General features: G+C 63.1%; 12 protein-coding genes. 8 read left to right on the forward strand and 4 right to left on the reverse strand.

Annotation, left to right across the window (positions count from 1 at the left end; translation table 11 throughout):
* Nucleotides 1-210: 210 nt before the first annotated feature.
* A complete protein-coding gene (locus LZC95_25610; protein ID WXB00179.1) occupies nt 211-2001 on the forward strand; it encodes a hypothetical protein in 1791 nt (596 codons plus the stop codon).
* Between the two features lie 67 nt (nt 2002-2068).
* Here LZC95_25610 and LZC95_25615 read toward each other — a convergent pair whose 3' ends face one another.
* The gene (locus LZC95_25615; protein ID WXB00180.1) at nt 2069-2539 is read right to left on the reverse strand and encodes an SgcJ/EcaC family oxidoreductase; all 471 of its coding nucleotides are present in this window, start codon (nt 2537-2539) and stop codon (nt 2069-2071) included.
* 88 nt (nt 2540-2627) lie between these two features.
* Between LZC95_25615 and LZC95_25620 the strand changes: the two genes are divergently transcribed.
* From LZC95_25620 to ylqF, 4 genes are all read left to right on the forward strand, one after another.
* Complete coding sequence (locus tag LZC95_25620; protein ID WXB00181.1) at nt 2628-3140, forward strand: MarR family transcriptional regulator; 513 nt, start codon at nt 2628-2630, stop codon at nt 3138-3140.
* A gap of 80 nt (nt 3141-3220) precedes the next feature.
* Nucleotides 3221-3733, forward strand: a complete 513-nt coding sequence (locus LZC95_25625; GenBank protein WXB00182.1) for a hypothetical protein — start codon at nt 3221-3223, stop codon at nt 3731-3733.
* A gap of 61 nt (nt 3734-3794) precedes the next feature.
* Nucleotides 3795-4322 (forward strand): thioredoxin family protein, encoded by a 528-nt coding sequence (locus tag LZC95_25630; GenBank protein WXB00183.1) that lies wholly within the window; start codon nt 3795-3797, stop codon nt 4320-4322.
* Between the two features lie 58 nt (nt 4323-4380).
* Nucleotides 4381-5232, forward strand: coding sequence for a ribosome biogenesis GTPase YlqF (gene ylqF, locus LZC95_25635; GenBank protein ID WXB00184.1), 852 nt, complete (start codon nt 4381-4383; stop codon nt 5230-5232).
* A 25-nt stretch (nt 5233-5257) separates the two neighbouring features.
* Here the strand turns inward: ylqF and LZC95_25640 are convergent, their stop codons facing one another.
* Complete coding sequence (locus LZC95_25640; protein WXB00185.1) at nt 5258-6178, reverse strand: pirin family protein; 921 nt, start codon at nt 6176-6178, stop codon at nt 5258-5260.
* A 60-nt stretch (nt 6179-6238) separates the two neighbouring features.
* Entirely contained in the window at nt 6239-7360 is a 1122-nt protein-coding gene (locus LZC95_25645) for a LysR family transcriptional regulator (GenBank protein ID WXB00186.1), read from the reverse strand.
* Between LZC95_25645 and LZC95_25650 the strand changes: the two genes are divergently transcribed.
* The 3 genes from LZC95_25650 (at nt 7359) to LZC95_25660 (ending at nt 13430) form a co-directional block, all read left to right on the forward strand.
* A complete protein-coding gene (locus LZC95_25650; protein ID WXB00187.1) occupies nt 7359-7985 on the forward strand; it encodes a hypothetical protein in 627 nt (208 codons plus the stop codon). The genes LZC95_25645 and LZC95_25650 overlap by 2 nt on opposite strands.
* Nucleotides 7986-8009: 24 nt before the next feature.
* Nucleotides 8010-9248 (forward strand): GPI inositol-deacylase, encoded by a 1239-nt coding sequence (locus tag LZC95_25655; GenBank protein ID WXB00188.1) that lies wholly within the window; start codon nt 8010-8012, stop codon nt 9246-9248.
* A 246-nt stretch (nt 9249-9494) separates the two neighbouring features.
* Nucleotides 9495-13430 carry a protein kinase gene (locus LZC95_25660; GenBank protein WXB00189.1) on the forward strand — a complete coding sequence of 1312 codons (3936 nt, stop codon included), beginning with the start codon at nt 9495-9497 and terminating at the stop codon, nt 13428-13430.
* Here LZC95_25660 and ligA read toward each other — a convergent pair.
* A complete protein-coding gene (ligA, locus tag LZC95_25665; GenBank protein WXB00190.1) occupies nt 13425-15380 on the reverse strand; it encodes an NAD-dependent DNA ligase LigA in 1956 nt (651 codons plus the stop codon). The two genes, LZC95_25660 and ligA, sit on opposite strands and share 6 nt — an antisense overlap.
* Between the last annotated feature and the right edge of the window lie 217 nt (nt 15381-15597).

The raw sequence follows: 15597 nt of genomic DNA on the forward strand, positions 1-15597 counted from the left end.
GAAAGGTTCGTCGGTCGCGAAGGAGCCGCCCGTTAGGATGCGCAGCGCCGTATCTGCGCGATGTCACGCCGAAGCTCCACCGCAGCTTTACCGGCTTGGCACCGGTTCTTCACATGTAGAGTCCAGCATCGCGCCCCCACGCGCAGGAGGGACTCCATCATGTTTCGAATTGGGCTATCTCGAGGCCGATACGTATTACCGTGGCTAACCATGATACCTTTGGCCTCGTTGTCCAACGCCGCAGCGGCGGCGCCGGCTACGAATGCGGCGGCACTCACCACGACGCCGAACAGCGTGCTCTGTGCCGGCCAAACCCAATATGCCAAAGGGCAATCTTTTTCCGTGTCTTATGCCACGACGCGCGTGGCCTCCAAGAACTGGATTGGCATCTACGCCGACGATGGCCGGGGTCCCGGCAGCGTCAACGCGCTGGTGTGGGCCTATGCGCCCAAAGCCTCGGGCGCCGTGACATTGTCCACGAGCTCCCTCGCGCCGGGGCATTATGTCGCGTACTACTTATACAATGATGGATACACCTCCTTGTCCAATCCGGCGCGCTTCGATGTGACGTCGGGCCCTGCCACGGGGAGTCCGAACCTCATCGTGAACGGCGACGCGGAGTGTGCGAACGCATCGGCGAGCGGATACGACGGGGCGGTGCTTCCGGGCTGGCAGGTGTCCGGCCTTACCGCCGTCGTCGGCTACGACGTCGGCAGAGGCTTTCCTTCGCCGAGCACCGCGGGCCCGGCCATTCGCGGTCACCAATTCTTCTCGGGCGGACCAATTGGCGATTCGACGTTGACGCAAACCATCAACGTTTCCGCGGCGGCCGCACAGATCGATGGTGGCGCGGTGACGTACGATCTTTCGGGCTGGCTTGGTGGCTATGCGAACGAGACATCGTGGACGGTCGTCACGATCAGCTTCAACGGCGCCAATGGCGCGAGCCTCGGTACGGGAACGATCGGGCCGGTCAGTGCCTCGGACCGCGGCAATACGACGGCGTTGCAGGAGCGTGTTTCCCACGGCAATGTGCCGGCGGGAACGCGGAGCATCGGGGTCAAGGTGGAGTTCCTCGGTGAAACGCTGCGCAACCTTGCCAATCAGTACAACGACGCTTACGCGGACAATCTTTCCCTGACGCTTTCGACGCCACTCCCGGCCCCGGCGGTTCCCCCGCCGGTTGCCGCAACGGTGCCGGCGTTCGACCACGTATTCTTCGTCATTCTCGAGAATCGGCGCTACGACGAAGTCATTGGCAGCCGCTCGAATGCTCCGTACTTGAATGGCCTGGCGTCGAACAACGTAGCCCTCGCACGGTCGTATGGGCTCATTCACCCCAGCGATCCCAATTACATGGCGGTTGCGGGCGGCTCGACGTTCGGGCACCAGGACAATCCCATGCCCGATGGCATCGGAACCATCGGCTCGCCGCACATCGGCGACCTCGTGGAGGCCGCCGGCAAGAAATGGCGCGGTTACATCGAGGACATGGGAACGCCCTGCAATCTCGTAAAAAATGGGAATTACGATCCGGACAATCTGCCATTTCTGTTCTTCCAGAACATTGGCGGGGCGGATCGCACGCGTTGCAACGAGCACATTCGGCCGATTACGCAATTGTGGACCGATCTGCAGTCCGCGACGACTACACCCAACTTCGTCTGGTTCGAGCCGAACAGCTGCAACAGCATGCACAACTGCTCCACGCAGACGGGGGATGCTTGGTTCCAGGCGAATTTGCCTAAAATCTTGACATCACCCGCATGGACGCAGCAGCGCTCGCTGATGATCATCACCTTCGACGAGGACGACAACGTCAGCGGGCAAGCCATTCCGACGATCGTACTCGCATCGCCCGGCATCACGAAAACGGGGTTTCAGTCGAACGTGCGATATACGCACTACAGCATGCTGCGCACGATGGAAATCGGACTGGGTCTACCGAATATGACGCAGAACGATCAATTCGCCATTCCTCTGAACGATATTTGGCGCTAATTGCCCCGGGCCCGCCGACTGGATTTCGCGAAGTTCGCGAAATTCGCGAAGGAGGCGGGCCTGCGGTTCATCTATCCAGGGACGGAATCGCATCGACGCCGAGGCGGTACGTGAGCCACTCCATGGCTCGAAGTCGTTTCGTATTTTGGAAATGCGCGAACCGCCATTGCGCCTCGCGGTCTCGCACGGCAACCTGGGATTGAACCTTGGGAAGCCTCTTGGGCGGGCGCTTCGCGACCTCGCCTCGCGTGATCACGATGGCCACGTCCGGGTTCACGAAGCGGATCTCGAGAACCTCGGTGTGCATACGGGTTCCCTTCAAAATGCCTTTCCAGAGGAGCCGGTGCGAGGCGACGATCTCACTTCGCCCCCGGTAGATTCCACCGAAGAAGGCGATGTAGCGGCTGTCTTCCGTGAAAGTCTCTCCGAACGCGTCGGCGTCGGCATCGTTCCATGCCTTTGCCTGGCGCTCGAGTAGTGCATGGATGGCCTGCTCGTCGCCCTGTCGACTCCCCTGCTCCGTGCTCGCCGTTCTCACTCGGATTCCTCGTGGTCGATGCTATGGTTCGACTCGACGAAATGTTCGATCGATCGAACTATCTGACCCATAGGACCACATGAAAACCATGTCAAGCCGTGCCCGACCGAGCGCCCGGCGGCAGGATTTGATCGATTCCCTGGTTCGGGCCGCACGGAGGAGCAGTACGTCGGCGGTCATGTTCCACGGTGCCGTTGCCGAGCGGTTCGGGCTCAGTGCATCGGACAACAAGGCACTCGAGATTCTCGATCGGGCTGGGCCCCTTACCGCCACCGAGCTCGCGACGCAAACCGGCTTGGCGAAAACGTCGATAACGAGCCTCGTCGACCGCCTCGCACGCAAACGCCTGGTGCGGCGCGTGCGTGATCCGAAGGATCGCCGTAGCATCATCATCCAGCTGAATCCGAGCGCGCTCGCCCCTCGGAATGCCGCCTACGAGACGATTCGACGCAAGACGATCGCGGCCCTTGCGCGCTATACGAACGATGAACTGGCGCTCATTACGGAGTTTCTGACGCGCGGCGCGGATCTGGCCATCGAAGCAACGATCGCGGTGGGATCCCTCGCTTCCCGCACGCGATTCGGAGCGCGGCAAGATTGACAGGGCGAATGGGCTCCCCATACTCTCGAGTATGGAGGTCTTTGCCCGTGCAACACATTCGCAATATCCATGTTCGGCGCATGGCTGCACCCATCGAGCGCGTCGGACTTTGGATTGAAACGTGCTGGAGCGCCGGCGACCGCGATTCCTTCCCTCGCGACGTCATCCCCAGCTGGTTCGAGAATCCGCCCGGCAGCGATCCATTGGCACTCATTCCCGGGCAAACGTTGTTGGGACACGGTCCCTTCACCTTCCGCCTGCGCTCGTGGGACGGTGTCGCCTGGAGGGTCGACGTGGTCAATGGCCCCGTGGGCTGGCACGGATTCGACCTTCAGCCCGACGGCGACGGCTGCCGTGTGACCCATACCCTCGAACTGGAGAGCAAGACCCTCTCGGGGCGTCTCCGCTGGATGCTCATCAAGCCCGTGCACGACTGGGCCGTCGAGGCCCTCTTCGATCGGCTGGAGCACGCACTCCGTACCGGCACCGTTCCCGAGCGCACCTCGCGCCCCATGTCACCGATGGTTTCGTTCGCGCTCGGGCTGGCGCGCAGAGCCTCGTCGGGCCGCCGCACCCCGCCGCGTCCGGATTGAACGCGAAACGACCTGGCCCCGCTGGCGCGCCCGCCTGAGAACGTCTACGCTGACAGGACGGATGCACTATCTTACGAAAGCGGCCGGGGCCGCTGCCTTGATTGGAATCATTGCGGGCGCAACCATAGTTCTTCGGCACGAAAAGCCCATCGCTTCGGCTCAACCGGTGCCGGTCGCCGTCGATGGCGCAGAATCGTGCAACCGCGACACCGAAGCGTGTGACACGCATCGGCCCAACGCCGCAAAGGCGGGCGCACGGCTCGAGGGCCGTCCGAGGATGATCGCGTTTTCCAGCGCGGCCTGCCCGGCGTGCGAGCGCATGAAGCCGCGGCTCGCGGAAGCGATCAAGGCGTGCCGCGGAGAGGCGGACGTCTACCGCGTCAACGTCGACGATGACGCAGGCGAAACGCTTGCCGCCACGTACAATGTGTCGCTGCTTCCCACGTACGTGAATGTCGACGCTTCGGGGGTCGAGGTCTCGCGCCTCACCGGGGTGCAGTCCGAAGAACGCCTCGAGCGCAGCATCGAAGAAGTCCGCGCCGTGCAGTGTGCGTCCATCGAGAAGAAGACCGACGAAAAGCCGATGTAGCGTTCGCCAGCTCCGGGCAACGAGGCGAAAGGTCGTGAAGTAGGGTATACGGCTGGCGATGACCATCCAGTGGTACCCGGGCCACATGAACAAGGCCCGCAAGGCCATCGCCGACGCGCTCCCCACGAAAGACGTGGTGCTCGAGGTGCTCGACGCGCGCATGCCCCGAGCGAGCGCCAATCCGGTCTTGGCCGAGCTTTGCGCGCACAAGGCGTGCATCAAGATCCTGAGCAAGAGCGATCTGGCCGATCCCGAGGTCACCAAGGAGTGGATCCGCTACTTGGAGTCCGCGGACGGGAATGGAAGGGTGGCCGCCATTGCCCTTACCACCACGCGGCCCGGCGAGATGCGCGCGAAGATTCCCGAGATATGCAAGCGGCTCGTCCCCCATCGGACCGGCCCAACCAAAAGCGTGCGGGCGATGGTGGTAGGCATCCCCAACGTCGGCAAGTCGACGTTGATCAACACGCTCATGGAGCGCAAGGTCACCAAGGTGGGCGACGAGCCGGCGGTGACCAAAAGCCAGCAGCTCGTCACCCTGAAGAGCGGAATGACCCTTTCGGACAATCCGGGCATCCTCTGGCCGCGCAGCGACATCGATAGCGCGGCCACGATGCGGCTTGCCCTCGGCGGCGCTCTACCCGACACCGTGATGGACTACGAGTACGTCGGGCTCTTCGCGGCGGAGTTCTTTCTCACGCGCTATCCGCAGCTGCTCTGCACGCGTTTCAAGCTCGACGAAGTCCCCGCCTCGCCCATGGAGGCGCTGCAGACCATCGGGCGAAAGCGCGGCTGCATCCGGAGCGGCGGGGTCGTCGATCTGCACAAGGCGGGCGACGTCTTGATTCACGAGTTCCGAAACGGCACCTTGGGACGAATCACGTTGGAGGCGCCGAGCGATCCTCCCTGAGCCCGCTCGTTGCGGGCTCCGCACGTCATTCCGGAACGTCGCCGAATTTCCCGCTGTTGACGTCGTAGATCGCCTGCTCGATCTGCCCGACGGTGTTCATCACGAAGGGGCCGTAAGCGACGATCGGTTCGCCGAGGGACTGGCCCGCGAGAACGATCACGTGCGCGTCTTGCTCCGCGACGAGTTCGAGGCGCGCGCCATCGTTTGCGAAAAGGAGAAGTTCTCCCGTGCTGGCGAAAGCTTCACCCGCACGCACACGGCCCTCCGCAACCACGGCGAGCGCGTTGTGATTCGCGGGAAGCGGCACCTGCAGACGCGCGCCCGCGGAGAGCTGCACATCGAGCATCGTGATGGGCGTGAACGTATGCGCCGGACCTCGTGCGCCGCCGTGCTCGCCCGCAATGACGCGAACTTCGCCACCGCCCTCGACCGGCACGGCCGGGATTTGCGCGGCCAGGATGGGTTGGTACGCCGGCGCGGCCATCTTGTCCTTCGAGGGAAGGTTCACCCAGAGCTGCATCATATGCAGCTTGCCACCGCGACGCGTGAAGCTCTCCTCGTGGTACTCCTCGTGGAATATCCCGGCACCCGCCGTCATCCATTGCACGTCGCCGGGCCCGATGACCCCGGCATGGCCGGCGTTGTCACGGTGGGCGACCGAACCTTCCCACGCGAGCGTGACGGTCTCGAATCCGCGGTGAGGATGCCAACCTACGCCGCGCTTGCCGCGTGCGAGCGGAGTGAACTCCTTCGCAGGGCCATAATCCATGAGGACGAACGGGCTTACGCGCTCCGCGGGGAGTCTTGCACTGGGAAAATAGGACGATACGTGAAAGCCGTTGCCGACCCAGTGGAAGGCGTTGCTGCGAAAGACTCTCTCGACGGAGCGAACGTCGGACACGCGATGCCGCTTCGAAAACACGGATGCGTCGAATTCGGTGTTCATGGCCGTCAATCTGCGGACGGTGCGAATCTCGGGAAACCGCTGTTCCCGTGAGAGGTCCCATCACTTCGCGTGATGGGGCGCGCGGCGGGCCGAACCAGGTTCGACCACGCCGAGGCATAGCTCCGAGAGGCGCTGCTGCGCCCAGCGCGCGACCGGGCCGAGCACGGTTCCGCGCCTCCATACGAGCACGAGCGAGCGCCGCAGTGTGCCGCCTCCCCAGGCATCGAGTGCGAGCTTCACCAAACGGCCCGCGCGCAGATCGTCGCGAACGAGGTGCTCGGGCATGTGCCCCCATCCGAGACCGTTGGCAATCAGCGAGAGCTTCGTCGCTTGGTCGACGACGCGCCAGGTGTGCGGGGCGAAGACGCCCTGCGCGTCCGACGCGTCGGCCGTGTCACGATGTTCTCCGAGGACGATTTGCACCGTCCCCTCGAGAGCGGCATCGTCGATGGGGCCAGATCGCTTCGCAAGAACGTAGTCGCTGGCGGCGACCGGAACGAGCTGCACATCGGCGATGGGGCGGCGCTCGAGATCGGTCATGTCGGCGTCTTCGATGGCGATTCCCCACGCCGATCTGCGCTCGCGCACGTGCGCCGTGACGCCCGAGAGGACGTCGGTGAAGAGCACGAAGGAGACGGAGGGATGCTTCGCCGCGAGGTCCTTTGCAAATGGCACCAGTGATGCGGTGGGGAACAACGCGTCGACGACGATGGAGAGCGACGTTTCCTCGCCTCGCTTCAAACGAGCGGCCAGCTCCTCGAGCGCGTTCACATCGCCTTCGATCTTCGCCGCCGCCGCCACGATGGCCTCGCCGTGACGTGTGAGCCGCGGCACGCGCCCCGATCGATCGAAGAGGCGAAGCTCGAGCAGAGCCTCGAGCCGGTCGATCGACTGGCTCACCGCCGCTTGTACGCGCCCGAGTTTTCGCGCCGCGGCCGAGAAGCTTCCCGCCTCGGCGACCGCACGCAGCGTACGCAATTGTTCGATGGTGACGCCTTCGAGCATAAGTTGCACTGTATCCAGTATCGCGCGTGATTTCACCGTGGCCGGGGGCGCCTCCAAAAGGCGCCAAACGCAGAATGCTTCGATAGGAAGAAATAGGTCCTTCGAAGGCATTTCTCCAAAGCGACGGCGTAGATCCACCACACGTGCCGTGCGCACGTTCCAAAGGAGAAACGCCATGCTGTCTCGAACGATATCTGCACGCCCTTCCATCGGATTGCGCCATCTTTTGGTGCCCCTCATGCTCGTCGCAGGAGGGTGCGGCAAGTCCGAGCCTCCGAAGCCGGGCCAGGTCGAATTCGAGGCCGCCAATGGGAAGATCGATACGTTCTCCTCCGAAGTAGGCTTTGGCGCGGACGCCGAGGCCGTCGCTCTGGCAAAAAAGTTCAGCACCACGCTCAAGAAGCTCGAAACGGAGACATTCACGGGCGGCAAAGACGAAACGCGCGACACGTTTACCAAGGGCAATTGGCTCACGTATGCGCATGTGCGCCCCACGGACATCGTATTTCTGGTCCAAGCTCCGAACCTCGACACGTACCAAAAGGGCGAAGATCGGAAAGCGCTGATCGAAATTGCCTTCGAAGCCGCGCAAACCGTGACCGAGCCTCTCCGCGCCACGCGCGACCGAAAGCTGATTGTGGCGATTCGCGGAAAGGTATTCTACGGAGGCTTCGCCACCGGCCCCGGGAAAGGCCAGCCGAAGATCACGCAGGATACCTCGCTCGACGTCGCGTGGATGTACCCCGCGTTCGCGCCCCCAGCGGCCTCCGGCGCACCGTCGAGCGCTCCTGCGACGAAATAAACGCCGTGGGGTACACTGGCGTCCATGGCGAGCAAGAAGACGCGCAACGACGGCGACGATCTGCGCGGGGCCAGCCGGCTCGCGGTCGAGGCGACGAAAAGCGTGACCGATCTGGTCGAGGCGATGCACCACGCGATCGGTGGCGGGCCCGACCTTCTTGGCCGCCCACTTGCCGTGCCGGTGCGTTTGATGACGGCGCCCGTTTACGGAAGCATCCGCGCCATCACGAAGTTGGTCGGTGTGACCTTGGACGTTGCCCTCGCGCAGCTTCAGCCGCTGCTCGGGGAACGCACACCGGGGCCCGAGCGCGAGGCGGTCATCGCGGCCCTCAACGGCGTGCTGGGCGACTACCTGGCCAAGACGGGTAACCCTCTCGCCATCGAGATGCGATTGCACCACGAGGGGCATCCGCTGACCCTCGACGAAGCATCGCTCCGCGAAAGCCTCTCCCGCGTGGGGGGCAAATTACTCGTCCTCGTTCATGGCTCGAGCATGAACGACCTTCAATGGCTCCGGCGCGGGCACGATCATGGTGCCGCCCTCGCGCGCGACCTTGGATATACGCCCGTCTATTTGCACTACAACAGCGGACTGCATATCTCGGCCAACGGTCGCTCGTTGGCCGATTTGCTCGAGCGCGCGGTTTTGGCCTGGCCTGCCCCCATCGACGAGTTGGTCCTCTTGGGCCACAGCATGGGCGGATTGGTATCGCGGAGCGCTTGTTACTATGGTGAAGTGGCCAATCATGTTTGGCGCTCCAAGCTGCGCAAGATGATCTGCCTCGGATCGCCGCACCACGGCGCCCCGCTCGAGCGTGGTGGCAATTGGGTCGACGTTCTACTCGGCATTAGCCGGTACAGCGAGGCGCTCACACGCCTCGGGCAGATCCGAAGTTGCGGTGTCACCGATATGCGGTTTGGCAATGTGGTCGACGAGCACTGGGAAGGGGTCGACCGTTTTGCATTCGGGAAAGACACGCGCACCCCGCTCCCTTTGCCCGAAGGGGTCGCTTGTTATGCCGTCGCCGCGACGACCGGTCTCGATGCAGGTGGCAAGCTCCCGGGCGATGGTCTCGTTCCCGTCGACAGCGCGCTCGGCCGGCACATCAAGCCGGAGCTGACCCTCGCCTTCCCCGAGGCACATCGATCGATCGCCTACGGCACAGGTCATCTCGACTTGCTCGATCGGCCCGAAGTTTACCGAACGATCGCGTCATGGCTGGCGTCGGAACCGATTACGCCTGCAGGCACGATAAGTACATGATGTGCGTTGATCATCGTGGTCATGGTCGAATCGATGTCACCAGCGCAGGCATCGTGAGTGCGTCGTGGCATTCTACGACCACCGATGAGGACGAAAAAGAACTCAGATAGGCCCGCCGCGCCGGAGAGCGCAGTCGCGACGCTGACGGACGGTGCTCGTCGGGCACCGGATCGGCAGCGTGATGACACGCTCGAACCGGCGGAAACGGTGAGGAGCGGCCTGCAGCCCGGACGAAGGCTCGGCGGAATGACCCAAACCCGATTCGAGCTGCTCGAGCCCCTGGGCAGCGGAGGGATGGGGGTCGTGTTTCTCGCGCAGGACACCGTTCTCGATCGAAAGGTGGCGATCAAGTTTCTCACGCGCAAAGACCTGAACACGGCGGAGGCCTTCGAGCGAGTTCAGCACGAGGCGCAGGCGTGTGCGCGTTTGAACCACGAAAATATCGTGCGCCTGTTCGACATCGGGCAAGACGAGGGGCGCCCCTTCCTCGTGATGGAGCACCTCGAGGGATATCCCCTCAATGTCCTCATGTGCCGTACACACGAAACGAATGAATCGGTCATCGACGTCCGGCGAGCCGTCCGACTCATGATCGACGTCGCGAAGGCGTTATCGCACGCACACCGGGCCGGAATCGTGCACCGCGACTTGAAGCCGAGCAACATCTTCATCACCAGGGACGGAACGGCCAAGGTCCTCGACTTCGGCGTGGCACAAATGAGTGCGGGTGGCGATGTCGCCGGCGCGCACTTCCTTGGGACTCCCCAGTACATGTCCCCCGAACAATGGCGTAGCGAGGTTCAAGATGGCCGAACGGACATCTGGGCTGCGGGGGTGATGTTCTTCGAATTGCTCACCGGAGCTTCTCCGTTCGCAGGCCATCACATTGCAGAACTGCGAAATGCCGTGCTCTCGCCGGCTCCTTCGCCGTCGCTGCGCGGGGCGCGGCCAGAGCTGCCCGAGGAGGCGGAAGGAATCGTAAAGCGCGCGCTCGAGAAGGAGAAGGATGCGAGATTCGGCAGCGCAGACGACTTGCTCGACGAATTGGTCGGGTTGGAGGTGCTGCTCGTGCAGGCCCTGCGCGGGCAATCCGACAGCACGGAGGCCCCCGTGCCGTCGCACCCGAGCTTTCCGCGGCGACGAACTCCCCTAGCGAATGCCGAGCGGCGACAGATTACCGCCATGGCTTGCTCCCTTTCGTCGACGGCATCGAGGGACGCCTTCGATGACTCCATTGGCGAATTCTTCGAGGCGTGCGCCACGATTGTGAGCCAGTTGGAGGGCACGATTCTATTTTCCCTGGGCCGACAGGTCGTGGCGTGCTTTGGCTATCCTCGAGCCCACGAAGACAGCGCTCAGCGCGCATTGCGTGCGGCGTCACTGATCGTCGATGCCTTTCGGCCCGAGGACAATGAGCGCTCCCGCGGCGCCCGCGTGGGGGTGGCGACGGGCCCGTGCATTCCCCTTGCCGCGGACCCGGAAGCCGCTCCCCCGAGAATGCAGGGTGAGGTGCTGGAAGCCGCTCAATCGCTCGAACGCCGCGCCCAGCCGAACGAGATTCTCACGGAACGGGCAACGCAGATGCTCGTGCAGGGCACCTTCGAGCTTGCATTGCTCGAGGAGGTTGCGGCCGAAGATGGCATTGCGCCACAATATTTGTATCGATTGTTGCGGCGGAAGGAGAATCGGATTCGCTTCAATCCGATTGCGGCGGGCACCATCACTCCGCTGGTGGGACGTACAGCCGAACTCGATGAACTGCATCGCCTTTGGCGATCGGCCATCAGCGGCAAAGGCCAATTCGTGTTCATCGTCGGCGAAGCGGGAATTGGCAAGTCGCGCCTGCTCGAGCAGCACCTCGAAGGTCTGGCGACGGAAGGCCATAGGCTGGTGCGGTGCCAATGCTGGCCGCATTCCCAGAGCAATGCACTGCAGCCCATTTTGGAGGGGCTGGAGCACGCGATGGGGTTGGACCCGGATGCCCCTCCGCTCGAGAAAGCGGCTCTCCTCGGGCTTCCCGTGCAAGATGCCTCCGCCCCGGACATGGCGCAAAGTGCGAATCTGCTCAAGCACCAGATGCTCGGAGCCCTCCTCGGCTTGCTCCAGCGGCTGGCCGAGGAGGAGCCCTTGCTGCTCGTCGTCGAGGATGCGCACTGGGCTGATTCCATTACACTCGAGTTGCTGGAGCGGTGGCTATCGGGGCCCGCGGCGGTGCGGGCCATGGTGCTCGTGACCGCGCGCCCCGAGTTTCAGCCGCTCTGGGCGCGTTCCTCGCTGCTGCATCACGTGACTCCACGCCGGCTTTCGCCGAGCGAGAGCGCCGCCATGGTCGGCTTTGCCGGTCGCGGGCGCCATCTACCTGCGGCCATCGTGGAGCAAGTCGTGCAGCGCGCCGACGGAGTCCCACTTTTCCTCGAGGAGCTCACGTACAGCGTGTTGGACGCGCTCCAGAAGGGAGGAAATGAGCCCACGTCGTGGGGCGATGCGGTGCCGGCGACCCTCGAGGCTCTTTTGCGCGCACGCCTGGACACCTTGCCCGAGCCGGGCCGGGAGTTGGCGCGGGTTGCCTCCGTGCTCGGGCGCGAGATGAACTTCGATCTGGTTCGGATCATGTGGCCTCTGTCCGAGGAATCACTCCGGATCGGACTGCTCCAGCTCGTCGAGACAGGGATTTTTCGCCCCGTAGGGGGCATATCGCGCGCGCGCTTTCGGTTCAAGCACGCCCTCGTGCAAGAAGCGGCGTACCAATCCCTGGTCAAGCAAGAGAGGCAGGAGCTGCACCGGCGGGCCGCCGAGGTGCTGGTTTCGCAATTCCCTCAAATTGCGGAGCAAAACCCGGAAATCGCGGCCAGACATTTCGCCGAGGCGAAGCGCCCCGAGGAGGCGTGCGTGTACTTCGAAAAGGCGGCGAAACAGGCCATGCAAAGGTCGGCCAGCGCCGACGCGCTCACCCACTACGCGCGTGCGATGGCGCAACTGGATCTGCTGCCATCGAGTTTGGTGCGGGACCGACGCGAGCTTTTGCTGAAGGCCCAGTTGGCGGGGGTGTATCTCGCCGAAGATGGACTCGAATCAGAGCGCACGAGGGAAACGCTTTCGCGGATTCGTGAGCTCGCCGAGCGGTATGACGGTGACGAACAATCGTTCTGGGCGCTGTTGACCTTTCAGCAGTTGAACCACGTTCGCGGTGACCATCGCACCAGTTACGATTTGGCGACCAAACTGATGGCGCGTGCGAAAAAAGCTGCGAATCCTGGCATGATACTCGCCGCGTACACAGCCACGGTTTCGTCGGCGCTTTCTTGCGGCGACCTCACCGCGAGTCGCCACGATGCGGAGGCGGGGATACGGCTCTACGAGGCGCAGGCGCGAGGCGCGGTTCGTGTCCATATGGGATCCGACGTCAACGCGATTCTGCATATGTCTCTTGGGCAGATCCTCTGGATGCTGGGCGAGCCTGACCGAGCGCTTCATCATTCGCAAGAGGCGGTGCGAATCGCGCGCAAGCACGATCATCCTGCCAGTCTCGCGATACGGATGTTCCTCCTCGCCACGCTGCACAATGAACGCGGCGAGTACCCCCAGGCGCGCACGCTGCTCGACGAGACATTGCGCCTGTGCGAGGAATACGGCCTCCATTTTCTCAGCGCCCAAGTCCGCGTCCGCCAAGCATGGACGCAAATCGAGTGCGGTGAGCGCCAGGGGGTCGACGAGCTTCAAGCAGCCCTGGGCGGTCGAGCATCGATGGGCTCGACGATCAATTTCACGCGCTATCTTTCCGTCCTTGCCCAGGGGCAGCTACGAATGGGTGCACTCGACGAGGCCATGCTTTCGATCGAAAAAGCAATGGAGACCTCGGAACGGACGGGCGAACGCTATTGCGATGCGGAGCACTTTCGATTGAAAGGCGAAATACTGCTCGCCATGAATGAATCGAATGCCCATCATGCCGCACGTACCTTCGAGCGTGGGCTCGAAGTAGCGCGCGGCCAGCAAGCCCGGAGTTGGGAGCTGCGGCTTGCTTGCAGCTACGGTCGCTTGCTGGCCAGCCAAGGGAGCATTTCCGAAGCAAAGGGGCTTCTTGCCCTCATTCTGTCAACCTTCACCGAAGGTCACGGCACCCGCGACCTTCGTATGGCGCACGACCTGCTTTCCTCCTGGATGGCGCCGCGCGATTCATGAGCGAGATTCATGGGTCCTGGCGCCCTCCAGCATCGCGAGCAATTCGTCCTCCGAGAGCACCTTCAGCGGCGCACCTTGCCCGATGAGCTTTTCAGCGGCTTTCTCCTTGGTGGACTTCGGACCGCTCTTGTCGGCGCCGACCACCAAGTACGTCAGTTGCTTGGTCACGCTGCTGAGCACTGCGGCCCCCAGAGCGCGCACGCGCTTTTCGGCCTCGCTCCGAGAGAACGCGACCATTTTTCCCGTGAAGACGAACGATAGGCCCGCGAGCGGTCCACCGCCCTCCCCTTCGTGATGCGCCGGCGCCACGATGGTGACGTGCGCCCGCAACGCGTCGATGAGCGGGCGCGCCTCGGCCAAGCCTGCAACGACGCTCTTGGCAATCGACGCGCCGATGCTGTGCGTCTCCAAGAGCTCCTCCTCGGTCACTTGGAGCACGGCATCGAGCGTGCGATACCGGTCCGCGAGGATGGCCGAGACATGCTTGCCGAGTTCCGAAATGCCGAGGGCGCGCAGGAACGTTGCGAGCTCCAAGGACCGCTTCTTGTCGACCTCCGCCACCAGCTTTTTGGCGATTTTCTCGCCACTTCGCTCGAACTTCGCAATGTCCTCCCAGCGCAGCGTGTAGAAATCGACCGGGGAACGAAGAAGCTCCGCGTTGTAGCCATGTTCCAAAATCGCGTCGCCGAACCCGAGCATGCCGATGGTCGCCGCATAGTGGGCAAGCTGCCCGATGACGGCGCTCTTGCACGTGCTCGGTTTGCTGCAGAAAATGAAGTCGCGATCGCGTCGAACGACGGAGCCGCAACTCGGACACTGTTCGGGAATCACCACGGGATCGGTCCCAGGGACGGTAACGTTTTCCAAGTTGGGAATGACGCCGCCGCGGCGCACGAGCGTGACATGTGCCCCCAACGTGAGACCAAGATTGCCAATGAAGGCAACATTGTGCAGCGAAGCGCGGGTGACGGTAACACCAGACAGATTCACGGGATCGACGATGGCGACCGGCGTGATCGCCCCGGTTCGAGCCACCGACCATTCCACCTGCCGCAAAATGGAAACGCCTGAATCGCCCTGAAATTTGTAGGCAATGGCAAATCGCGGATGGTGCGACGTCTGCCCGAGACGGCGCTGCTCTTTGATTGCATCGACCTTGTAAACGACACCGTCGATTTCGTAATCCAAGTTCGGTCGCCACTGCGTGAACTTCTCGAACCCCTCGATCACGTGATCGCGTTCGAGCACGAGGTAATCCACCTTGGCAAAACCGAATCGAACGAGCTCCTCCAACTCGCCAACTTGCGAGTCGGCACGCGTCCCGATGAGATCGTAGGCTGCGAAGGACAGTTCGTACGCGGCCGATTTCGATTTGTCTTTTTGCTTGATGGCCCCCGCCGTCAGGTTGCGTGGGTTGGCCATTCCGGCGGCCTTGAACTTCGCAAAAACGGATAGGCGCATGTAGATCTCGCCACGCACCTCGACGGTCTCTTTGGTCGGAATCGTTGCGGGAACGTCCTTGATTTCGAGGACGTTCACCGTGATGTCGTCGCCCACCGAGCCATCGCCGCGCGTGGCTGCGACCTTCAAACGGCCGTCTTCGTAGTGGAGCGCACAGGCGATGCCGTCGAATTTCGGCATGGCGACCACCCGACCTTCGAAGGAGGCCGCCCACTGTTCGAGCTCCGCGGGCTCGTAACATTTGTCGAGGGAGAGCATCGGCTCCTTGTGGCGGAAGGCTTCCCCGAGAACGCGCGGCGCGTCCTTGCTGGGCCCCATCTCGGAAAGCACCGCGGAATCGGGGGACAAATCCTTGAGGCGCCGAACGAGCTTGTCGTAATCGACGTCGGAGATTTCAGGCGCGGCCTTGTCCCAGTACAGGTGATTGTGGTGGCGGATCGCGCTTTCGAGGGATTCGATCTCGGCTTTTTCTTTGGTGCTCTTGCTCACGGGTTCTCCGGATCGTCGTCGGGTTCAGCCTGGAAGGGGTCGAGGTCGGCCGCGGTGGTTGGCTCGTCCGCACCATACTTCGCACGATGAAGCGCGTGCGCCAAGCCGTCGAGCGCGGCGCTCTTTTCCACGCGCGAAATCCAAGCGGGATCGTCGCCGCGCGCCCGTAGGACGCCCACAGAGCGGTCGCTACCGCTTCCTCGCCGACCCACGCCCC

The organism is Sorangiineae bacterium MSr12523, assembly GCA_037157775.1.
GTDB lineage: Bacteria > Myxococcota_A > Polyangia > Polyangiales > Polyangiaceae > Pendulispora > Pendulispora brunnea.

Coding starts and splice junctions, on each gene's coding strand:
- LZC95_25645 (WXB00186.1), bottom strand. CDS start 7,360: ATGGCGTTTCTCCTTTGGAACGTGCGCACGGCACGTGTGGTGGATCTA.
- LZC95_25655 (WXB00188.1), top strand. CDS start 8,010: ATGGCGAGCAAGAAGACGCGCAACGACGGCGACGATCTGCGCGGGGCC.
- LZC95_25640 (WXB00185.1), bottom strand. CDS start 6,178: ATGAACACCGAATTCGACGCATCCGTGTTTTCGAAGCGGCATCGCGTG.
- LZC95_25625 (WXB00182.1), top strand. CDS start 3,221: ATGGCTGCACCCATCGAGCGCGTCGGACTTTGGATTGAAACGTGCTGG.
- LZC95_25610 (WXB00179.1), top strand. CDS start 211: ATGATACCTTTGGCCTCGTTGTCCAACGCCGCAGCGGCGGCGCCGGCT.
- LZC95_25660 (WXB00189.1), top strand. CDS start 9,495: ATGACCCAAACCCGATTCGAGCTGCTCGAGCCCCTGGGCAGCGGAGGG.
- LZC95_25630 (WXB00183.1), top strand. CDS start 3,795: ATGCACTATCTTACGAAAGCGGCCGGGGCCGCTGCCTTGATTGGAATC.
- LZC95_25620 (WXB00181.1), top strand. CDS start 2,628: ATGTCAAGCCGTGCCCGACCGAGCGCCCGGCGGCAGGATTTGATCGAT.
- LZC95_25650 (WXB00187.1), top strand. CDS start 7,359: ATGCTGTCTCGAACGATATCTGCACGCCCTTCCATCGGATTGCGCCAT.
- ylqF (WXB00184.1), top strand. CDS start 4,381: ATGACCATCCAGTGGTACCCGGGCCACATGAACAAGGCCCGCAAGGCC.